This is a genomic window from Mesorhizobium sp. B2-8-9, assembly GCF_006439475.1.
GTDB lineage: Bacteria > Pseudomonadota > Alphaproteobacteria > Rhizobiales > Rhizobiaceae > Mesorhizobium.
The window spans coordinates 115,644-137,586 of sequence record NZ_VFTQ01000011.1; the positions used below are offsets into that span (position 1 = coordinate 115,644).

A 21,943-nucleotide genomic window follows, 5' to 3' on the forward strand; every position below is an offset into this window, starting at 1 on the left:
GCTAGTTCCTTGATCCGGTAAGGATCGGCCGTGCGGATTTACGACAAGCGCGGGTAGTTGGTTGCGGGTGCGCAACGTCCGAGCTGGGGTCGGAACAGTTCCTGCCAGAGGCACGGAAATACGAATGCCGCATATGTGCTTTTCTAACGTTATAGTCCGCAATTTTTAGAGCTGTGTCCCCTGTGTTCGATTGTGAACTATCCGCTCTGCCAGGGGATGGGTGTTGCTGCATGCGTCATGTCAGCGTTCTCTCTGATGCGTCTGATCCACTGGTTTTGTTACGCCAGACGATGGGGAGAATCGGGAAAATGGTCAATTTATTAAGTTTTTGTGACACCCTATTAATTTTACTGATATAGCGGCCAAACGGAGCTCTGGCCCTGCGGCCACCAATTCGGACAAAGGCAATGGAAGAGATTTCCGGCCGAAACAGCAAGGCTGGGTTCAGGTCCGCTCAGATTTTTCGGGAGATCATGAGGACCGGTTCTACGAGGCGGGCCGCCCGAGAACTCGGGATTACCCAGTCGGCCGTAAGCCAGCATCTCAAGTTGTTTGAAGAAGCTGTTGGTGAGAAGCTTTTTGCGCGAGATCCCCGCGGCCTTGTTCCAACCACGCGCGCCATCGAAATTTACAACCGCATAGACAGATACTTTGAGACCCTCGGCCACATCGAGAGGGAAATCACCGATTCTTTCAGCGCCAAGCGAAACCTCCTGACGATTGCCGCACCGCATATATTCTCGTTGAGACTCATCCCCAAAATAATTCTTGCGCTAAATAATCTAGATTCGACTCTAGAATTTCATTATAGGGCCCAGCGATACGACGAGATAGCACAAAGCGTTGTGACGGGAGAGGCCGATATCGGGATTTCCCGACTGCCGTTAGATGAACGCTTCTTTGAGTGGAAGATAGTCGCCGAAAGCAAGAGTGTCTGCGTGTTGCAACCCGACCATCGCCTTGCTGAAAAGGACATCATAACTGTTGACGACCTCTCAGGGGAGCCCCTTATCGTTCTAGAGAGAGAATACACTTCTAACAAATTGGGCCTATTGACATACGGGCGGAGAGAACTTCCTTTATTGCCGAAGGTTCATTCGGACACAATAGGCTTGGATGCTTCCTTTGTCGCATATGGTATAGGTATTGCAATAGATAATGAATTTGTTGCACAGCAATATCAAATGTTTGATGTGAAAATCGTTCCTTTTGAGCCGTCAGCGAGATACGACTACGTGGTATTTTGGCGCCGCGGCAGCGATAATATTTCGCAAACGTCGCCAATTGTGGATACTTTCGTGGAGGTGATCCACCGTGAACAATCGTTCGGGCGTGAGGGGCCCAAAGCGGCTTTCCACCCCCATAGCATCTAATGCCGGAAAAATTGTACCTGAGTGGCTGTTTCGGTCGATTGCAGCGGTGACATCCCTACTTCGTGACATCCCTCCTTTTGGAGAGCTTCAGCACGCAATTCCGGGTGCCAACAACCGCCCTTTGTCTTGGTGCATTTGAAAAATTCACCTTGCCTGCTATGTTGTCTAGAATCCATTTTTGTTAAACGGACCTGAGGGAACCCCTATGACGAAGACAGCTGTACGGATGCGTCGCGGCCAAGGGCCAGTGGGCAAGCGGACGAGAACCCATCCCAAGCTGGCTGAGAAATTGCAGATGCGTCGATTGGCCAGGATTAACGCGGTCCTGCAGAGGGCGGAAGAATCTGGCCTGCGCGCTGAGAAGGACGGCAGGATTGCGGGGCGGGTGAGTGCTAATCTAATCAAGAAAGCCAAGGCTCGAACCGGATTGACGTCTGATACCGAGCTCGTCGAATTTGCATTGGCCAATGTGGCTCTGGAAGACAACTTCGCCGAGACCTTCAGGAAAACACGGGGGACTGTGGATCCGACGCTGAAGCTCGGATTCTGAATTGGCCGATTTCGACTTTGGTGCGGCCTTAAGGTGGTCGCGATTTGATCCTCAAAAAACCTTGAGCCGCCGCCCCGACACGGAGCTGCCGATCATCGGCAACCTCGGCGGGGCGGGGCAAGAACTGCTGCTGGACACCTGCGTCTATATCGACGGTTTGCAAGGCCGGGCGCCTGACGCAGTTGCCGACCTCCTCGATGTCAGGCAGGTCAACCATAGCACCGTAGCGATCCAGGAGCTGATGCACACTGTAGGCGTGCTTGATCCGAAACACTCGGGCACGAGTAAAGCTGTCAAGCAGATCGGGAGCATGATCAAGGACATGCCGTCCCATCGGGTTTTTGCACCAGATCCCGATGTCTTGGGCCGAGCCGCCCTTCTCTCAGGAATGCTGTGTCGCCTCCAGGGCTACAAGCATGATTCCAAGCTTCGGGCGCTTCAAGACTGCGTGCTGTTCCTGCATGCGCAGAAAATGGGATTTTCCGTTCTAACGGGCAACGTCAGTGATTTCGACTATTTGCTGCAGTTAATTCCGAAGGGTCGGGTTTTGATGTATCGGCCAATCTGAGTATAGCCGCCTTCCGCGCTTCTGGGCGAAGGCGGCAATGACTTGGCCACCTTCCGCAGTCGCCTGACCCGGGACTCCCATTCGCCCATGCAGGACGGCTCGAAGACCTGCGGCAGCCCTGGTCCGTTCCAAAAGCTCAATGCCAGACTTTCGTTATCGACAGGCAGGCCGCAGCATAATTTGGATGGGTCAAAGCGTCCAGATTGTCCATAGCCGATCTTAACTGTTCTTCCCAATCAATGTGACGAGAGACAATTCGGTCAGAAACTCCAATCCTCTCGCTGACAGGAGCTAGTGCCATCGAACGGGTCACACAGGCGGTTCAAGTGCGTACGAACTGAGCCAAGGAAGAGCTTTGCTCACTTCGAGGGAATTCGTTGACTCTGCAAACCGTGCGGCAGCCGATCAGGCGCTGCAAGTCGACCAGATGCGTGCCGCAGGCCAATCGAGGAACGCTTCATCGCCGGATTTCAGTCTGTACCAGGCCGGGCGTGCTCAGGATCACGTGACGGACCGCCTCATGGTAACGGACCTAACCAGTGCAACGACAACGGCGCAAGCGCCTGCTCGATCGTGCTTTCGACATCCGCCCTGTGGACCGGCTTCTCTTTGAGACGCTCAACCAGCACGGTTGCACCGGTGACAAAGCCCGGAGTGCAATAGCCGCACTGGAATGAAAAACGTTCGACGAAGGCCTTATCGCGGAGAGCCGGACGACATCGCCATTCGCGTCGCGTTCGGCATGCCCTTCTTATGTGCGGACGGACTTGCCATCGAAGAAATGCGCTGCGGTGATGCAGCTGCGGATCTGACGGTAACGTCCTTCCGGGTCCTCGAGAATGATCGCGCACGCGTGGCAGATGCCTTGGCCGCAGCCAAGCCGCGATCCCGTAAGGTTGAGATATTCGTGCAGGAAGTCGCACCTCCGATGTCTGTGTCCAGACCCCGACATCCCTGGCATGCGGCAGGCAATACCGGTTCCAGTTCCGGTCGGGTCCGTCCTCATAGAGCGGCAAAGCCTCGAGCAGGGCGTGGCCGACGCCCATGGCCAGGCTGCCTTGGAGCTGACACGAGACGAGTTCCGGCACGATTTGGTGCCGCCTTCGAGGATGGAATGATGCGAAAGGAGCTTCACGTCCCCCTGAGGCGGTGTCCACTGCGACTGCTGCGATCGTCGCCACGCCCGCGTAACAGGTGCCGGCGGCGTTCTGGCGCTGTACCGGCGGATAGAAGACTTGGCTGTTGGCGCCGCTTTCCGAACTGGTCAAAGCGCGCCAGCTGGTTTGAAGGCACTGATGACCTGCGGCGGCTTCCATTTTCTCGAGCGGCGCTCGCCTCACCTAGTACTCCCGACATTCCGGCATCGCTGACAAACGGCGCGGCCTTGCCCGGTCATGAAAGCGGCCTTGCCCGGTCATGAAAATCGCGGGCGTCTCTAACGCCGCAAGATTGAAGCGCATGACTTCTGCTTCGGATCCGCATGTCCTGACTGATCTGTCCTCTGTTGAGCCTTCAGAAGGAGATGGCCGAACTCCTCGCAGCCGAGCCGCGCCTGCTGGCTTGCGATTGTGTGTCGCCCCGCGTCCCGCCGAATTGACTTTGCGCGCTTTTCCCTTCCTGAAATCCGGCCACACTGACCGGGCGACTAATTTTCACAGCCAGGATAGCCTCCCATCTGCACAGCTCCCGCCAAACCCAGCAGCGCTAGGCGCTTTCCGAAACGTCCAGTCACGTTTTCAACGCGCGTGTTGGAAACGGTGAATCGTCGACACATTTCCGCCACGGTTTAGCCGCGCCGAAGCCACAATTTCCCACGACATAGCCGGCGTTGCCCTAGACGGTTCGGTCCGGCACCGGCTCAACAAGCCCCCCGCCCTAGGGTCAGTGCCGGATCGAACCACCCTCTTCTTGCGGGACACAGGTCCGAGCCTGAATGTGCTCAGCAGAAGTAAGCTGGTCCACTTCATGGCGAGGCGGTCTCCCAATCGCACAGGGCTGCAAACACCTGCACAGCAATAATGGTTTGCGGCGCGCATCGGCTTGAGGCGACTTAGGCCAGCTCTACGATGCTTTAGTGTGCGACTCATTCAAAGTAGCAAACTGACGCTAGTCAGAAAGCAAGCCTGCATACCGGTCGGCGCTGTCGATGCTCCTATAATAGTTGGTGTCTTCAACCGTGCCTGATTATCCTACGATCTCATCGACTTGCAGTGATCCTGTTAGATCTCGGTCGCTGCGCCTCGGCTCTGGCTGCAGATCGGCTCACTATTCCCATAGGCCGAAATAAGTTGGAACCGCGTCCCGGACTTCCCCACGTGAAAACACGCTGACCGTCGATGTTGCTCTCCACGTGCGGTCGCCCGCCCAGGATGTGAAATGCAGCTTTGCAGGATCGAAGGCGCGGGCCACGCAATGTATCCCTCTCATGTTCGTCCCTGCGATTGCTCTCCTTGTATCGCGGATCCATGCAGCGTTTGTGGATCATCTGCCGCACTAAGTGTGCCAAGAGAAAAAGCCTCTGACTAAACCGTTGTGGGCCGCCCATGCCATCCGAACCCGACATTGTTCCACAGCCGACACTGACGTCCTGGCTGGCCTAGGGCGTGGGACCTGAAGTTGCGACCACGAGCACAGAGCCGGCTCGGCGACGAGGCGAGGGCCATCGGCAAAAAGAGTAACAAACACCGTGTTGCACATGCACGCTGGAGAATACTTGATGGCGGTCGGATTCACTCCGTCAGGCGTGACAGTTAGCGTATCGTTTGCCTTCGCATCGCGCGGAAGTGTGCGTGCTCAGAGCGTAATAGCGCCGCGATCGCGACGGTAACCTGAAAACTCCTTGAGCCTTGATAAGGCGCTCAATTCGAGCTTGTGCCCAAGAACAGGCCTGTCGGCCAGGACGGCTGCGTGCGCGAGTCATGCCATCGCGTCTGCGCTTCGGCGCCACTTGAACCCTCCTTTATCCCCTTGCATCCGATCGAGGTGCAGCTGAAGAAACTGACCGTCTTTGCGTAACTGAAGTTTTCCTGAGTCCTGCATCGTCGTGGGGCGGGGAAGGAGAGGGGATGTTGCAGCCAAAGCAAGTAATGTCGATGGTGCGCCTGCATCAATGCGGTTGGAGCGCAAGGCTGCGTGGCCATTGCAGCTGGTCATGTTGCTGCGGAGCTGGCGCTGAATAGGCCGTCCGTTCCGGGGTGACTGCGCCAGGCGACCTCCCGTTGAGAAAACCCCGGGCACGAAGGCGTTGAACATGTCGCTGTCGCCCAGCTGACGGTTGACTCGCCAGCGGCTGGGGCTAACGCCGGGCACTCATAGGCGACAGGCGGCCGGGCCGAGAAGGGGCGGCATTGTGCGATGCCGCGCTGCCCGCCAGCGCGATTTTTCCCGCCCGTCCTTTGCACCTCGCCTGTCACCGGCCCCGTCGCGAGATTGCCATGAGCCTGCAGCAGGAAGGCCGGATGGTGGCAAAGCGCGGTGGTGCTATTGGCGGCCGCGCAAATTGCCGGGCCGCGGCTGATCAGCCGGAGCGGGCGGTGGTCGTTGTAGCAACGCTCGATCATCCACCCTGCGCTCAAAGGAGAAGCTGCCGCGAGGATATCACCCCGGGCTCTTGCAACGACCGGAAGGAGGAGGCGACAGAGCCGGGGCGTACCATTCATGCGCTTTGGCAGAAGTCACTCACGGCATTTGATGCCAGCCTCGTCATCTTGGCTGGGACGAGACTGGAACCTTCTGCCAGACTACAACTGTAACACCATATCGGTTCAGCAGGTCAGGCTTGGGTGATAACCTCATGCGTAGAATAACGACTTTGGAGACCGAGCAATGGATCGCGATAACAAACGGGCACGCGCAGCTGCAAGTTCATCCCAAGCCAGGGAACAAGCCAGGGAACCCTCTACCATCCTGTCCCTTACAGAGGGGCCATTAACGCAGGTAGCAGAACGGCTGGTAACCGCTAACCCGCGCGATACAGCGCGAAACCTTGCAGGCTTCAAAGGCCTCGGGAAGGAAGCGCGAACAGCCATTCGGGGTACTCAACCCGGGCAAGAAACTGAACTCGCAAAATTTGAAAGGCGGGGCAATCAGCTCGGACGATCAGCCGTCGAGCTGACTTGGAAGCTGACATCCGAATTGGGGTACCGGCCGGACAACGTTGCATTGGAGCAAGTCAGAGCGGTCAGCAATATAGCCAATTACCTAACGCCACACATGCAAGATGCTGTTGTCAATCGCATTGGCAACATGGATCCGGCCTCGCAAGCTCTCGGAGCTCTTAACGTTGCGCCCAACTTCGGCAAGTTCAATAACGAAAACCAATCTCGCATTCTTGATCAAGCCGTTGAATTGATGTCTGATCCGAACGGCAACATCAGGATGGTGGCACAGAATGCAATTATCCAGGCGTATCACCAGATGGATCCAAATCAGCAGGCCCAAGCTCACGCAGTTCCCGGCCTGGAACCCCTCTTGCGGCAAATGCCTCCGCCGCAGCATGCAGAGGAACGGCATGCGGATCTGGACGCCCACATAGCAGGCCTTGAGGCTGCGGTTCATGCGACAGGCACGCAAATCTCCTATGAACAGCTGCAGCGGGGTGGTCTAGTAGGGCAGGCCATAAACCGCAGCTACAGTCAGGCCCGAGCGGACCTGCAGGAGTCCACCAGGAACAGGGATCGCGGGGGCCGTTGAGATCTCGGCAACAGTAGACGCTTTCTCTCCCGAATTGCGTTCACGGCCTGGCTGTTTCCAAGTCGCTGGCCGTTGACGCACTAACTTGTGTAACTTTCAAAAAACCACGTCTGCCGGGTGGTGCGATGCAACCATTGCGCCACCCGCCTCGGCATCGATCTGTCGAGCGGCGACATCACGACGTCGGTTCGGTGTCTGAAGCCGCACCATGAGCTGCGGCAGGCAATGGAACAATGCCTTCAACCAAAACGACGACCCCCAACATAGCCGTTAGCATCGCCTGCTCGCTCGCCGTGGGGTTCTGTGCGGCAAGTCTGTACGCAACCTTCCTCCACGGCGGTGGCGGCGAGGCCTTGATGGCGTTTGATGTCCGTGCCTTTTGGTTTGAGACGCCCTTCTATCTGGGTTTCGCAACCCCCGTCTTCTATCGGGGCGCGGCTATCGTGCTCTCGACATCCGCGGTCGTCTTGCTGATTCAGCAGGTCGTATTGCGCCGCAAGCTCGAACACCACGGGACGGCTCGTTGGGCTCGAGTGGATGAAATGCGACGCACCGGATATCTGCGACGATACCGTGGCGTGAAAGGACCGGTATTTGGGAAGACGAGTGGCCCTTTCTGGCCTGGTTACTACCTGACCAATGGCGAGCAGCCTCACAGCCTCATCGTTGCACCGACCCGCGCTGGCAAGGGCGTCGGCGTAGTCATTCCAACGCTACTTACATTCAAAGGCTCAGTGATAGCTCTGGACGTCAAGGGGGAGCTCTTCGAGCTCACCTCGAGGGCGCGCAAAGCCGCAGGCGATGACGTGTTCAAATTCGCGCCGCTGGATTCGGAGCGGCGCACGAACTGCTACAATCCACTGTTGGACCTTATTGCGCTGCCTCCACAGCTCCAATTCACCGAAGCCCGCCGCTTGGCCGCAAACCTGATTACGGCCAAGGGGGAAGGCGCGGAAGGTTTCGTCAGCGGCGCGCGAGATATCTTTGTCGCGGGGATCCTTGCCTGCATCGAGCGGGGCACGCCGACAATCGGCGCCGTCTATGATCTCTTCGCCCAGCCGGGGGAAAAGTTTAAGCTCTTCGCGCAACTCGCCATGGAGACGCGAAACAAAGAGGCTCAACGCATCTTCGACGACATGGCCGGGAACGACACAAAAATCCTGACCTCCTACACTTCCGTGCTCGGCGATGGCGGGCTCAATCTCTGGGCGGATCCCGCTGTTAAGGCGGCCACAAGTCGCTCGGACTTTTCGGTCTATGATCTTCGCCGTCGCCGAACGTGCATCTATCTTTGTGTTGGTCCAAACGACCTTGAGGTGATCGCGCCTCTGATACGCTTGTTTTTTCAGCAAATCGTTTCAATTCTACAGCGGTCGCTGCCCCGCCCGGAGGAAAAGCACGAGGTTCTCTTCCTGCTCGATGAGTTCAAGCACTTGGGTAAGCTGGAGGCGATCGAGACCGCAATTACGACTATCGCGGGCTACAAGGGGCGTTTCATGCTCATCATCCAAAGCCTTTCGGCACTGACAGGGGCTTATGGAGAGGCTGGCAAGCAGAATTTTCTCAGCAATACCGGCCTGCAAGTGTTCATGGCAACGGCCGATGATGAGACCCCGAACTACATTTCCAAAGCCATCGGTGAATACACGTTTGAAGCCAAATCGATTTCCTACAGCCAGGCGCGAAGATTCGACTGGAACATTCAGAATTCGCATCAAGGTGCACCGCTGTTGCGTCCCGAACAGGTTCGGCTGCTCGACGACGACTACGAGATCGTTCTCATCAAAGGTCTGCCACCATTGCAATTGAGGAAGGTGCGATATTTTTCGGACCGCATTCTGAAACGCATCTTTGAAGGCCAGACAGGCGCCCTCCCGGAGCCGGCACCGTTGACGGAAGCAGAGGAGGAACTCTCCACAGACTTTCGACTCGATGAGCCGCCGCGTGGATTGGCGCAGGAATTTAACGATACCGTTTGATGTGAGGCTAGTGTGGACCCGCGAAAAAATCCATCCCGTGCAACAGCTTTGCCGCAGGACGCCGGCTTGGAAGGGCGGCAAGCGGGCGAGGCCCGGCGAGTGAGCGTGGCGCAGCAAGTGGCCGAGGCGTTCCGGCCGATGTTCGATGATCGAGCCGACGAGGCGCACAATGAAGGGGCCGTTCTGCGAGTGGAACAGGGGCTCCGCGACGTGCTTCACCAAGAGCAGGATGATCAAGCCGCTCAGCCAATCGTAACAGCCAGCCAACAGCAGATCCGACCCTTGTCGGATGCGCTTGACCAGGGCAACCACCGGCCACAGTTGGTCATCGTCAATGGTGAACATTTCACAGCGCTGTGGCCAGCGGAGAGGCTGGCGGCCCTGAATGCGCGGCAAGCCGTCGCCCTTCACCAGCAGCCGAGCCAAATCGGCCATTCGGGCGGCCGCGTGCCGATGCAGCCCCTCATGCAGCGGTTGGCTGAATTGCCATTGGCAGGGCTACCCGTTCAAGGCGCAAGGGCCGAACACATCAGAAGGATGCATGTGCAGGCCGCGCCCTCCGCAAAATTTGAAGCGCCCTCCGCTGCGATCGGGAGCTCCATAACCGTCTCGTTCGCCCTCCCCAAAGGCGTCTCCCATGGAACTCAACGCGTCCCACAGGCGATGCTCTCTTCCTCGGACCGCGATGGCCGCTTGCCTGATGCGGGTCCGGCCCGGCAAGTGGGCATTGAGCAGCACGTGGCCGCGCCGCGCCGCTCCAATCCGGCTCCTGTCGCGCCTCGAGTACGTCGTGACCCCAGCTATCGCCATGTGTCCGACGAACACTGGAACGTTATTGATAAGGCGATCGCCCAGGCTGCGGCTTCTCAGCAAGGCTATAGCAAGAGTAGGCTTCAAGCTCACGCTTATTCGCTTCGCCGATTAGCGAATCATTTCGGCGAGCGCGGCCAAGCGAATGATCTAACAAATCACCAATCCCTGGTCGACCACCTCGATACTTTCTTTCCGGACTACCCTGATATGAAGACGGCGTTGAACGTCCTGCGTGCGTATCATGAGCCGGACTATTCAGTTGCTGACCGGCCGGTGCCCGCAAAGGCGGACGCGCACCTCCTGGAAAAAGCGGCCGGTGACAGCGGGTTGGCTTCAAGCACCCGTGTTATCTATAGTCGTAGTCTTCGCAAATTTTCTGCGGCGCTTAACAAACAGGGTCAGACGATCACTGGGCTGGATCACAATGAGCGGGCGAAAATCGCCGAGAGCTTGTACCCAAACGATCGCTATCTCAGCCACGCGCTAGAGCGGATTCGCAAAGCGGACTCATACGCGCTTGCCAAGGCGAACCTATCGCTGTTCGATGATCGAGCCGACGTGGTGCCAACCAATACAGAGGCGCTTGTGCGAATCGAGCAGGGGTTGCACGGCGCGCTCCAGGAAGGGCAGAATGATCAAGCCGCCTCGTCTTTTTTCAACAACCCAAGCACGCCCGCTGGACGGGATAACCTCAACACAAGCATGTCGGACGCTTTCGCAAACTCTGGATGGGCCGGAGTTCAGGCCGCCGCTCCGCCAGTCCTAGCTGCCAGCCAACAGCAGATACAGCCCTTGCCGGATGCGCTTGATCAGGGCGCCCACCGGCCACCCCGGTGGGTCGCCACCAACAATGAACATTCCACAGCGCTGTGGCCAGCGGAGAGGCTGACGGCCCTGAATACGCCGCAAGTCGTCGCCTTTCAGCAGCAGCCGAGCCAAATCGGCAATTCAGGCGGCCGCGTGCCAATGCAGCCCCCCATGCAGCAGTTCGGTGAATTGCCCTTGGCTGGGATACCCGTTCCAGGCACAGGGGCCGAGCCCATCAGAAGGACGCAGCGGGCCGCGCCCTCCGCAAGGTCTGAGGCGCCCCCCGCGGCGATCGAGGACTTTATAGACCTTTCGTCCGCAGTCCCCGACGGCTTCTCCCATGGGACTCAACGCCTCCCAGAGGCGATGCTCCCTTTGCTGAATCACCATGGCCTCTTGCCGGATGCCGACAAGCCGGAATGGAACTTCGATATCAAAGGTCACGGCTACACCGCCCTGACGCCGGAGGGCGGCAACGCCGTTTGGCTCGTCCATCGCGGTGCGATGAGGGAAGCTGCAGCGGCAGCAGTACCGGCAAGGGCTCCAGAACCCGCCTTGCCAGCGACGCAGTCGGACACCTATCGCGGTGTTCCGTTGGTCGATCTGACCACCTCCTCCGAGGCACACATCGCAGCCCTTCCGTCAGGCTCGTTCAACCTCCCCGAAGGGGCGGTGCTCGGCCCCGACCTGCTGGGTGACGCCCATATCAGCAGGGATTACCAGTTGCTGGCGCAGAGCCTGCAGATGCACCACCCAGCACTCGCCGCCCGAACGCGGCTTGTGGATTCCTTGGTCTCCCAGCAACTGCGCCGTCACGACCGGGACCCGGACCCCATAGTGCTGTCCATCTATCATCAAAACGACGTCGCAGCCGACTTCGTGTTCCTGCCTGTGAACAGTGGCGATCCCATGGCTGCGGCGGGGAATGATGGACGCAACGAGCATTGGTCGCTGCTGCTCGTAGATCGCAGCGACCGGGATAAAGCGGTTGCCTATCACTACGACTCCATCCGTCGTCGCGATGGACTGCCATACAATGACGCGCCTGCACGAGAGCTCGCAGCCAGACTGGACGTGACCACCGTGGTGACACCCGCCATGGCCCTGCAGAACAACGGTGTTGATTGCGGCGTGTTCGTGGTGGACGGCACGCGCTCCCTGGTTGAGAGATTGGCGAACCAGGACTTGCCAGACCCGCAGCGGCCGCTGCACCTCGAGGCCCTCGTCCCCGATCGGCAGGCGCTGCAAAACCGACTGTGGCAGGGGCGCTTGCCCCACGAGGTTGCAAGCCCCGCGGAAGTGTTTGGAGCAGCCGGGTCGCAGGTGCGACACGCGGTGTTGCAAGCGCAGCAAGCCCGACAAGTCGCGCCAGCCTCGTTTGAACGGCACGTGAGCAGGACTCGCCACGTCCAGGCCGAGCTGACGAGTGCACTTGAAAGGAGCAACCGCGTGAACAGCGGGGGAGTCATCATAAACAATGAACACTACACAGCGCTGTTGACACCGGCGAAGAGGCAGAGGACTGAAAATCCGCAAATCCTCAGCACGGAGCGGCAAGCGCGTGCAGCAAACACGTCGTCCATCAGGCAAGACCCCGATCAAGCCCGAGCGGACCTCATGACTTCCTACAGAAGCAGAGAGCGCTCCGACGCGGGGCGTTGAGCTCGATGGCCGCGATGAAGCAGAACAGCTCTTTTGGCGACCACGTCCCAACAGCTGGCTGCGCAGGCCGGCTCGAGGTTCTGGACGGTCGGACGGGACGGCGGGTGCGCTCGGAGGCCGACAGAGCCCGGATTGCCGCCGAGAGCCTGATGCCGGAGGTGCAGGTGGCGGCGGTCGCCCGCAAGCATGGCGCGACCCACCGATTGGCGGCGTCGCCTTCGTCAGGGACAACTGGCACTGCCAGAAAGCATGGCGCCGATGTTCGCGCCGCTGATGGTGGATGAATCGTCGGCGCCTCAGCGGACGATGAGGCCACCGAAATCGGCGCAAGCGACCCTGGCCGAGCGCCAGGCTGCCTTGGCTAAATCCGAAGAGGCGCGGCGTCGCCTGGAGACCATCGTCGGTCAGCTCAATCACGAGAAGTTCGGCGCCAGGTCCGAGAAGCTGCATCCCGATCAATACCACCTGCCGCTCGAAGACGTGGAGATCGCGCAGGGCGTGCTCGACGCCGCGCAGGAAAGGGCGCAGCGGGTCATCCAGGGTCGTTCGGACGGCGCGTCCGGTTCACGCCCGCGCAACCGTGGTCACTTGCCGGCTCATCTGCCGCGAGTGGAACGGATCATCGAGCCCAGAGCACGCTGTGCCCCTGCGGCTGCGGCGAGATGGCTAAGGATCGGCGAGGATGTCAGCGAGCGGCTCGACGCGATCCCGGCGCAGTTGCGCGTGCTGGTCAGGCGCCGCCCGAAATACGCTTGCCGGCGCTGCTCGAGCGCGGTCGTGCAGGCGCATGCGCCCGAGCATATCGTGTCCGGCGGCCTGCCGACCGAGGCGCTAATCGCCCAGGTCATCGTCGCCAAGTTCGGTGGTCATTTGCCGTTCTACCGGCAGGCCGAAATCTACGCCCGCCAGGGGCATCCAACTGGATCGCGCCACACTGGGCAATTGGGCAGGCCGGGCCTGCTTCCATCTTAAGCCGAAGCCCAGGCATCTGTCTGACGCGGATCGCCTGTTCATTGACGCCTATGAGGGCTATGACCGGCTGAGATGCCTGGAACGGCCGCAACGACCGTGGCTGCTCGTCCATTGCTGGAGCCGCCTGCGCCGACGGTTTGTGAAGCTGGCGCGTAACACCAAGTCCCCGATCGCCGAAGCGGCGATACGCCAGATCGCGGCGCTCTACGCCATCGAGCCACCAGTGCGCGGCATCGCCTCAAGTCCGGCTTGCCGCTCGACAGGATTATTCCGCGCCGATCATCGCCGCCCTGAAACATGGTTCGAAAAGCAACTGTCGATGATCTCCTCCGGCTCCAGGTTGGCGGAAGACACCCGCTATGGGCTCGCTCACTGGGAGGGGCTCACCCGCTTCCTCGACGACGGCCGGCTCCAGCCCGACACCAACCCAGTCGAAAACGCCATCCGTCCAGTATGCGCGACCAGAAAAAATGCTCTGTTTGCTGGCCATGAAGTTGCGGCCGAAAACTGGGCACAGCTCTCATCCGTCGTGGCCACCTGCAGGCTCAACGACGTCAATCCCGTTGCCTACCTCGCCGAAACTCTCGACGCCATCATCAACGGCCATCCGCAGAGCCAGATCGAGGAACTCATGCCCTGGCGATTCCGGAAAACGTCAAGCCCAAATCCATAGGCGATCGGCGAGGCGCTTACGCTCGACAGGCGATACACACTTCTCAAATTGGGTCTCTCGCGCTTCGTTGGGAGGGTCGCATCGCGATCGACAGCAACACCGTCGAGCGCTCAATCCGTGCGATCGGGCTCAAACGACAAGAACGCGCGCTTCGCTGGCTCGAACTGCGGTGCCGAAATAAGGGGCGGTGATTGCATCGCTGAGACCCGCAAGCTCAATGGTGTCCAGCCACTCGGCTATCTCGCCGCCGTCCTCACCAGCATCGTCAACAGCCATCCCAACAGCCAGATCGACGACCTACGCCTTTGGCCTGTACCCCGGCGCCGAGCTAAAGGCCGTGGCCTGAGAACACCGCTTTGGCTTGATCAGCCTCCTTGTCAGCAATCGCCAGAATCGCCCCTGTCACGCGGCCAAGGTGCCTCCGTAGCTAACGTCCACGTCAGCGTTGAAGAAGTACCCCGCACCACGACTCGTCTTGACCAGGCGAGGATTGGCCGCATCAGCCTCGAGCTTCCGGCGCAAGCGCAAGATCAGGACATCGATACTTCGATCGTAGACCTCTTCACCACGCACACGGCTCGCGAGCAAAAGCCGTTCTCTGGATAGTACGCTGCGGGGGTTCTCCAGGAACGCGATCAGGAGATTGAACTCACATGCGGTAAGCTTGACCTCGCCACGCTCTGCACAGATCAGCCGCCGCTGTTTGACGCTGAGCTTCCAAGCTCCAAACCGGAATGAGCGATGATCTTTCGTTCGCGGACTGGAAATGCGCTGGCGTAGCGCTACGCGAATGCGGGCCAGGAACTCGCGCAGGCCGAAAGGCTTGGGAATGAAATCGGTTGCGCCGAGCTCCAGTGCAACGACTTTTTCGGCCTCATCGAGCCGGTCGCCGCTGATCACTATGATAGGCAAATCCGATTTTGTCGCCAGCTTGCGGACGATCGCAAGCCCATCCTCACGGCCCAGGTTGAGGTCAACGACCACAAGGTCGACCGGCTCATGAGATAGGACGTGGTTGAACTGCTTGCTATCGTTGACTGCAGTCACCTTCAAGGCATGCATCATGAGATACTCGGCGATGAGGCGTCGCATTGCGGCATCATCGTCAATGACAAGAACATGTTTCAACGGCTCACCTTCAATCTTGAATCCCCTTGATTCCAAAGCTGTTGCCCGGCAACCTTCTGGATCGACCCACCACAGCTGCCCCCGCTGCCACGCGCCGTTGCGTGCGGCCAATGTGAGGCCGTTGCTCGTCATGGTCTTTCATCCACAGCCAAATGACCGCATCAAGTCAGTCCGTGACCAGGAGACCAGGTCCAGTCGCCGGCATGACCCTGCCGTGGGATCCTTCAGCTCAAGCTCGAGCTCACCTGCAGGCCCGGCAACAGCACTCGACTTCGACGGCACGGACGCCCAGTTTCCTGACGTGTCCTTGAGTCGCCGCGGTTCTGGCGACGGCGGAGCTGCATCAACTCGAAATCCTGCCGCTCGTGCGTCCGGGCTCCGAAGCGGTGGCGGAGCGCGGCGTTTGATTGATCGCAGAGGCGGTGGCGCAAGAGCGGCCGTGTCGCTGCTGTAGCCTTGGGCCATGGTATGTCTCCTTCCAAGCGAGTTCTTCCGGGGGGAGGGGCCCGGCGTTCCAAACCCTGGTCCGCGCGACCGGCAGGTCGGTTGCGGTTACGGTTCCGAGCTAGCATTTATCAGTTGAACGCGACACCTCCCTTTGAGCTGGTCACTATTCTCGGCAGCGGCCTCGGACGCCGCCAAATGGGGTGCGGCTCGCCGAACAGCTGAATCAGGCTCGCACCAAGATGGGCTGCGCTGCTGCGTTTCCGCGCCCCGCGGACAGCCCCATCCAGCCAGCGCAGACGAGCTCGCGCGATGGACCTGCCCGTGCGGGGCCGCGCATGGCTGTCTCTTAAAGAGCTGGCAGCATACCGCAACGTGGGCACCGGCGCCTTCTTCGGTCCTCTCGCTGGACCGACCCACGGCATCCGCAGCCTGGACTAGCCTCCATTTTCTCCTTGATTCGACCTTGGCAGAAGATTCCATCACCATCCTGCCGCCGAAGCCGCGGATTACAGTCCAAAAGCAACAGGCGACCGGGACGGGCAATCCCGCACAGGACTCGTCGTACCAAGATCCTTTGCATGTCGCTGCTGGCTAATCGGATCCGCCAACCCGTGCTTGCGCAAGATGCTCACCCACACTGCCACGATCAAGGTCTTTGTTTCAGTTGAAGCCGAAAAGCTGAACTTGAACATCACACAGTAACAAACCGCCCCGATAAGCGTGTTCCGGACAGGGCCAGAACCCGTCGGGCGGCTTGGAAAGGTAGGTGATAGGAATGTTTATTGCAGTTTGGCCGCTGGCCATCGTTCTGTTGACATCCATGTCACTCCCAGCCGAGCCCGCGCCACTTTCGCCCCGTGAGTTCCACCGCCTGTCGCGCAAATGCGCTCCCTGGGTCGCGCCGTCCACCCTTGCCGCGATTGCCAAGATTGAAAGTGGCTTTGAAACGCTGGTGGCTCATGACAACACCACAGGTGAGCAGCTTCGCTGGATAGACCACCTGCAAGCCACGCGGGGCATCAAGGACCGACTCGAAGCACAACATTCCGTCGATGTTGGATTGATGCAAATAAACAGCAACAACTTTCCCACGCTCAATCTCACGCCGGAAAAGGCATTCGAGCCCTGCGCCTCGCTTTCGGCCGCCGCCCACTTGCTTGAAAGCCGGTATGCCGGCGGCACGACTGCCCCAGCGCAGCAACTGGCGCTTCGCCGTGCCATCTCGGCCTATAACACGGGTGACGTCACGCGTGGCTTTGCCAACGGTTATGTACGCAAGGTCGAGTTGGCCGCAAAGGACATGTCAGAGACAACGCAGGAGCCGACCGCCCAAGATGCGCCACACCTTGAGGCACCGGGTCGGAAAGCAGTGCCGCCTCTGCTCCAGCTGAACCAAAAGGCCAACCAAAAGCAGCCCCGCCAAAATTCCTGGGCCATCTGGGGCTCCTATCAGACAAACCGCTCCGGGGCCGATCCCTCCGGTCCGACAGACAGCCGGGCTGCCGATGAGCGGGAACCCTCGAACCCGAACAAACTCGTATTCGATTGAAACATGGAGATACAATGATCAAGCCACTCAAAATACTTCGTGCGCTTAAAACGCGTGTTCCTTCGCCTTTTTCCATGCTGCGAATGGCGGCTGAATACGCGCCGGCCGCTGCTGCGGGCGTGGCGTGGACGGTCTTCTCCAGCGGGCCGGCCGCGGCACAGGTGACCGGAGGGACGGATCCCGCCAAGATGGTCCAGAATATCTGCACCTTCATACTTGGTCCCTTCGGACAATCACTGGCCGTGCTCGGACTCGTGGCCATCGGGATCTCCTGGATGTTCGGTCGTGCTTCACTTGGCCTGGTTGCGGGTGTCGTTGGAGGAATCGTCATCATGTTTGGCGCCAGCTTCCTGGGCAAGGCGCTGATAGGCGCCGGCTGATGAGCGACCGGCTGGAAGTGAGCACCCTCTATGTGGCGGCGACACGCCCCGCACTGTTTTTGGGGGTGCCGCTGACGCTGGCCGGAGCGCTCATGATGTTGGCGGGACTCGTCATCATCATCCTTAAGAACCCGCTCTATGAAGTCGTGCTCGTGCCACTCTGGTTCGGAGCACGGCTGATTGTTGAGCGTGACTATAACGCCGCAAGCGTGGCGTTTCTCTATTTGCAGACCGCCGGCAGAAGCGTGGATGGGTCGGTCTGGGGCGGGGCGAGCGTCAGCGCGAATCCGATCAGAGTGCCGAAGCGCGGAAGAGGAATGGTGTGATGTTTGGCGCCAGTGGCAGGACCGAGAGATCTGGCGAGATCTATCTTCCGTATGTCGGTCATCTGAGCGACCAGGTTGTCCTTCTGGAAGACGGATCGATTATGGCCATGGCACATCTGAACGGGCTGCCATTTGATTTGGAAGACGCTGAGATGCGCAACTCGCGCTGCCGCGCGTTCAACACTCTCTTGCGCAACATCGCCGACGACAATGTCACGCTGTACGCCCATCTTGTGCGAAACAACGATGTGCCGGAGCCGGCATCGCGCCAGTTTCAAAGTGCATTCGCTGGCAGTCTGAGCGAGGCGTATGAGAGCCGTGTCCTGTCGGGCAAGCTCTTTCGCAACGACCATTTCCTCACTGTCGTCGTGTTCCCCCGCACCGCAATCGGCAAGATCGGCTGGCGTAGCGCAAAATCGTCCAGACGCAATGACAACGATCTGGCCACACAAATGCGAAGCCTGGAAGACCTCTGGCAGATCATTGCTGGCTCACTGGGCGGTTACGGTCTGCGCCGGTTGGGTGTTCGTGAGAAAGGCGACGTGCTCTTCACGGAAATCGGTGAGGCGCTTCGGTTGATAATGACGTGCCGGTTTCTTCCGGTTCCGATGGTTAGCGGCTCACTCGGCGCCTCGATCTACACTGACCAGGTCATCTGCGGGAAGCGGGCGCTTGAGATTCGACGGCCCGGGGGCAGCTCGGTGGGGTCATTGTTTTCGTTCCGTGAATATCCGGCGACGACGCGGCCCGGCATGCTAAATCCCTTGCTGTCGGCCAACTTCCCGCTTGTGCTCAGCCAGAGCTTTTCCTTCCTCACTCGGCCCCAAGCTCATGCGAAGCTTAGCCTTAAGTCCAGCCAGATGACGAGCGCCGGCGACAAGGCTCTCACCCAGATCAATGAACTTGCCGAAGCAGAGGACGCACTGGCAAGCAACGAGTTCGTCATGGGTTCGCATCATCTGAGCCTGTGCGTCTATGCCGAGAGCCTCAACAGCCTTGCAGATCGCGCAGCAAATGCCCGCGGAAGGCTGGCCGATGCGGGCGCCGTCATCGTCCAAGAGGGTATCGGTATGGAGGCCGCGTACTGGTCCCAACTTCCGGGGAACAACAGGTGGCGCACACGCCCCGGGGCCATCACCTCGCACAATTTTGCCGGGCTTGTGTCATTTGAGAACTTCCCAAACGGTTCCGCATCCGGCCACTGGGGCAAAGCTGTTGCGCGCTTCCGCACGAACGGTGGAACTTCTTTCGACTACATCCCCCATGAGAATGACGTGGGCATGACGGCGATATTCGGGCCAGTCGGCAAAGGCAAGACGACGCTGATGACCTTTATCCTCGCGATGCTTGAGCAAAGCGTGGTCGATCGCGATGGTGCCATCGTCTTTTTCGATAAGGACCGGGGTGGTGAACTGCTGGTGCGGGCCACGGGGGGGACATATCTAGCCTTGCGCAGAGGCGCTCCGAGCGGCTTGGCCCCTCTGCGTGGACTGGACAACACCTCCGCCTCGTTGGACTTTCTGCGCGAATGGTTGATGGCCCTTATCGAGAGTGACGGCCGCGGTCCGATCTCGCCGGAGGAAAGCCGTCGACTAGAACGTGGCATTGTTCGTCAACTTTCGTTCGAACCCGTGATGCGCTCAATTGCGGGCCTGCGCGAATTCCTGCTGCACGGCCCCTCCGAGGGCGCAGGAGCACGGCTGCAGCGGTGGTGTAGAGGGAATGCGCTTGGATGGGCCTTTGACGGCGATGTCGACGAAGTAAGGCTTGATGCCTCCATCACCGGCTTCGACATGACGCAGCTCCTGGAATATGAGGAGGTCTGTGCGCCGGCCGCCGCATATCTTCTGCACCGCGTGGGCGCCGTTGTCGATGGCCGTCGGTTCGTCATGAGCTGCGACGAATTTCGCTTCTATCTGCTCAACCCGCAGTTCTCGGCTGTTATCGACAAGTTCTTGCTCACCGTCCGCAAGAACAACGGGATGTTGATACTTGCAACGCAGCAGCCCGAACACGTGCTGGAATCGCCGCTGGGAGCCAGTCTCGTTGCGCAATGCATGACGAAGATTTTCTACCCGTCACCGACGGCGGACCGGGCTGCGTATGTCGATGGTTTGAAGTGCACCACGCAGGAGTTCGAGGCGATCCGCCACGGAATGGCAATTGGCAGCCGCAAGTTTTTGCTCAAGCGCGACAGCGGGAGTGTTGTTTGCGAATTCGACCTTGGCCAGATGCGCGAGTACGTAGCCGTACTCTCGGGGCGGGCCAACACCGTGCGCTTTGCCGACCAGCTTCGTGACCAGCACGGAGATGCCCCAAGCGGGTGGCTCGACGAGTTCATGGCTCGTTACCACGAAGTTCAAGACTGAAGGAGGAATATTCATGAGATTTGCCAAGCTTGCAGTGACGACGCTTGCTGTTTCCTTTCTGCTTAGCACACAGGCCAGGTCGCAATTTATCGTCAGCGACCCGGCATTGACAGTACAAGCGGGACTAACAGCGGGTTCCACTGCGGCGATGCTTATAAAATCGGCTCAGACGCTCGCTACCACGATCGAAATGGTAGAGATACTGAAGTCGTCATTTGCTGTCACGGGACTGCTGGGCGCACTGAACCAGGGAAACCACTACCCATCGAGCAATAAGCTGGACGGGCAGATGTTTGATGCTCGGGCGCCGGTTTCGACCATGGCGCGTACCATTGTGCAAGACCCAACCCGGAGAGTCACCGGCACCGATTCAGAAGCGAAACTGTTAGAGGAGCAAATCACTGGTGCCGCCAATGCGGCAGCTCTTGCAGCCGACACTCTGGACGTAATGGACAAGCGCCTTAAGGCTAACGACAACACGCCTGGTCAGCTTTCGCGCTCGCGAAATATTGTGCAGGCCACCGTGACCAACGGTCTGGTCCTCAAGCAGATTCACGATGCGGTCATCCAAAATGTCGAGGCCACGAGTCTGCTGACGATGACCACTGCACAAGGCAGCCTTCACGCCGTGGAGGAGGCCGCCACGCAGCGTCGCGAGCGCCAGGACACCGCCAAGATGTTTGGCACACTGCCGTGAACCACGCAAAGTTCGTCCGGCTCAACTGGGCTGATCAGGGACAAATCAGGCTCAGGCCATGAATTTCAAGATTGCCGCGCCATTCACGGCCATACACACGATCTTTGATCTGGCCTTTACCTCAGGGCTGCACAACGTGCTTGAAAAGATCCAAGAGGCGGTCAGCGCACCTCTGGTCGCGTGTGTAACGCTTTGGATAATAATACAAGGCTGTCTGGTCATGCGCGGTCAAGTCGATGCGCGCGGGAGTATCTCGCGCGTAATCATGGTGTCGATTGTCGTTGCCCTGATCTTGGACCAGTCCAACTACCAGCAGTACATTGAAACGTTCTTCGACGACACGATTCCAAGGTTTGCTCACCATATAAGTAGCAGCGACTTGCCATTCGTCGATATTCCTCGGAAGCTAGACTTTATGTTTGCTGCAAGTCAGTATGCTTTTCAGATGATTGCTTCCGAAATTGGGACAATGAATGGCCAGGACATACTTGCCTTCCAGGGAGCGCAATGGATTTTCTACGGCTCGCTGTGGACGGCGTTCGAGATCTACGATGCCGTTGGAATTCTGACGAAGCTGCTCTTGGCGATCGGACCCCTGGTCCTTGTCGGCTACCTTTTTGATCGCACGCGAGACATGGCCACCAGATGGATCGGCCAACTGCTCTCGTACGGGCTGCTGCTTCTCCTTCTCAACATCGTTGCGACGATAGTTATTGCGGCCGAAGCAGTCTCGCTGACAGCAATGCTTATCATAATCAAAATGTCGGGCACGACAGCAGCCAAGATCATCGGGCTTTACGAGCTCGACATGCTCTTCCTCGCTGGCGACGCTCTGATCATCGCGCTTCCGACGATCGCCAGCAGCATCGCCGGCGGCTCTTTGGCAGGCGAGAACCGACCTCTTAGCAACCTCAACCGCTACTTTGCCAAAACGGCGGGTGGTTAATCAATCAACCGG

General features: G+C 59.0%; 17 protein-coding genes and 1 pseudogene. 16 read left to right on the plus strand and 2 right to left on the minus strand.

Annotated features, from left to right (window positions below):
- The first annotated feature begins 407 nt into the window (after window positions 1–407).
- The 3 genes from FJ423_RS15635 (at window position 408) to FJ423_RS15645 (ending at window position 2,491) form a co-directional block, all read left to right on the plus strand.
- Entirely contained in the window at window positions 408–1,373 is a 966-nt protein-coding gene (locus FJ423_RS15635; RefSeq protein ID WP_064993322.1) for a LysR family transcriptional regulator, read from the plus strand.
- A gap of 205 nt (window positions 1,374–1,578) precedes the next feature.
- Window positions 1,579–1,923: a hypothetical protein gene (locus tag FJ423_RS15640; protein ID WP_064993321.1), complete on the plus strand. Its 345-nt coding sequence runs from the start codon at window positions 1,579–1,581 to the stop codon at window positions 1,921–1,923.
- Between the two features lies 1 nt (window position 1,924).
- Window positions 1,925–2,491 (plus strand): DNA-binding protein, encoded by a 567-nt coding sequence (locus FJ423_RS15645; RefSeq protein ID WP_064993320.1) that lies wholly within the window; start codon window positions 1,925–1,927, stop codon window positions 2,489–2,491.
- A gap of 518 nt (window positions 2,492–3,009) precedes the next feature.
- Here the strand turns inward: FJ423_RS15645 and FJ423_RS34165 are convergent.
- Window positions 3,010–3,807 carry a 2Fe-2S iron-sulfur cluster-binding protein gene (locus tag FJ423_RS34165; RefSeq protein WP_140725118.1) on the minus strand — a complete coding sequence of 266 codons (798 nt, stop codon included), beginning with the start codon at window positions 3,805–3,807 and terminating at the stop codon, window positions 3,010–3,012.
- A gap of 2,118 nt (window positions 3,808–5,925) precedes the next feature.
- Here FJ423_RS34165 and FJ423_RS15655 point away from each other — a divergent pair.
- The 7 genes and pseudogenes from FJ423_RS15655 to FJ423_RS34180 form a co-directional block, all read left to right on the plus strand.
- Window positions 5,926–6,243: a hypothetical protein gene (locus FJ423_RS15655; RefSeq protein WP_064993319.1), complete on the plus strand. Its 318-nt coding sequence runs from the start codon at window positions 5,926–5,928 to the stop codon at window positions 6,241–6,243.
- Between the two features lie 73 nt (window positions 6,244–6,316).
- Window positions 6,317–7,183: a hypothetical protein gene (locus FJ423_RS15660; protein ID WP_064993318.1), complete on the plus strand. Its 867-nt coding sequence runs from the start codon at window positions 6,317–6,319 to the stop codon at window positions 7,181–7,183.
- 233 nt (window positions 7,184–7,416) lie between these two features.
- On the plus strand, window positions 7,417–9,162 hold the full coding sequence (gene virD4 / locus FJ423_RS15665; RefSeq protein ID WP_064993317.1) for a type IV secretion system ATPase VirD4: 1,746 nt from the start codon (window positions 7,417–7,419) through the stop codon (window positions 9,160–9,162).
- Between the two features lie 105 nt (window positions 9,163–9,267).
- Window positions 9,268–12,444: a Ulp1 family isopeptidase gene (locus FJ423_RS15670; protein ID WP_224655958.1), complete on the plus strand. Its 3,177-nt coding sequence runs from the start codon at window positions 9,268–9,270 to the stop codon at window positions 12,442–12,444.
- Between the two features lie 258 nt (window positions 12,445–12,702).
- Complete coding sequence (locus FJ423_RS34170; RefSeq protein ID WP_224655957.1) at window positions 12,703–13,416, plus strand: IS66 family transposase zinc-finger binding domain-containing protein; 714 nt, start codon at window positions 12,703–12,705, stop codon at window positions 13,414–13,416.
- The gene (locus FJ423_RS34175) at window positions 13,307–14,089 is read left to right on the plus strand and encodes a transposase (protein ID WP_224655956.1); all 783 of its coding nucleotides are present in this window, start codon (window positions 13,307–13,309) and stop codon (window positions 14,087–14,089) included. The genes FJ423_RS34170 and FJ423_RS34175 overlap by 110 nt, the downstream gene beginning before the upstream one ends.
- A 30-nt stretch (window positions 14,090–14,119) precedes the next feature.
- Window positions 14,120–14,389, plus strand: a pseudogene (locus FJ423_RS34180) (transposase); the annotation flags it as partial.
- A gap of 102 nt (window positions 14,390–14,491) precedes the next feature.
- Here the strand turns inward: FJ423_RS34180 and FJ423_RS15685 are convergent.
- Window positions 14,492–15,217: a response regulator gene (locus tag FJ423_RS15685; protein WP_013533346.1), complete on the minus strand. Its 726-nt coding sequence runs from the start codon at window positions 15,215–15,217 to the stop codon at window positions 14,492–14,494.
- Window positions 15,218–16,439: 1,222 nt separating this feature from the next.
- On the opposite strand from FJ423_RS15685, the gene FJ423_RS15695 reads away from it, so the two are divergent.
- From FJ423_RS15695 to FJ423_RS15720, 6 genes are read left to right on the plus strand one after another with little or no spacing between them, the layout of a single operon-like run.
- Window positions 16,440–17,213 (plus strand): type IV secretion system lytic transglycosylase VirB1, encoded by a 774-nt coding sequence (locus tag FJ423_RS15695; RefSeq protein ID WP_064993315.1) that lies wholly within the window; start codon window positions 16,440–16,442, stop codon window positions 17,211–17,213.
- Between the two features lie 14 nt (window positions 17,214–17,227).
- Window positions 17,228–17,593 (plus strand): pilin major subunit VirB2, encoded by a 366-nt coding sequence (virB2, locus tag FJ423_RS15700; protein ID WP_013533343.1) that lies wholly within the window; start codon window positions 17,228–17,230, stop codon window positions 17,591–17,593.
- A complete protein-coding gene (locus tag FJ423_RS15705; RefSeq protein ID WP_013533342.1) occupies window positions 17,593–17,919 on the plus strand; it encodes a type IV secretion system protein VirB3 in 327 nt (108 codons plus the stop codon). Before virB2 ends, FJ423_RS15705 begins: the two co-directional genes overlap by 1 nt.
- Window positions 17,919–20,288 carry a VirB4 family type IV secretion/conjugal transfer ATPase gene (locus tag FJ423_RS15710; RefSeq protein ID WP_064993314.1) on the plus strand — a complete coding sequence of 790 codons (2,370 nt, stop codon included), beginning with the start codon at window positions 17,919–17,921 and terminating at the stop codon, window positions 20,286–20,288. The genes FJ423_RS15705 and FJ423_RS15710 overlap by 1 nt, the downstream gene beginning before the upstream one ends.
- 13 nt (window positions 20,289–20,301) lie before the next feature.
- Window positions 20,302–20,985, plus strand: coding sequence for a type IV secretion system protein VirB5 (locus FJ423_RS15715; protein ID WP_064993313.1), 684 nt, complete (start codon window positions 20,302–20,304; stop codon window positions 20,983–20,985).
- 58 nt (window positions 20,986–21,043) lie between these two features.
- Window positions 21,044–21,931: a type IV secretion system protein gene (locus tag FJ423_RS15720; RefSeq protein ID WP_064993312.1), complete on the plus strand. Its 888-nt coding sequence runs from the start codon at window positions 21,044–21,046 to the stop codon at window positions 21,929–21,931.
- Window positions 21,932–21,943 lie beyond the last annotated feature (12 nt).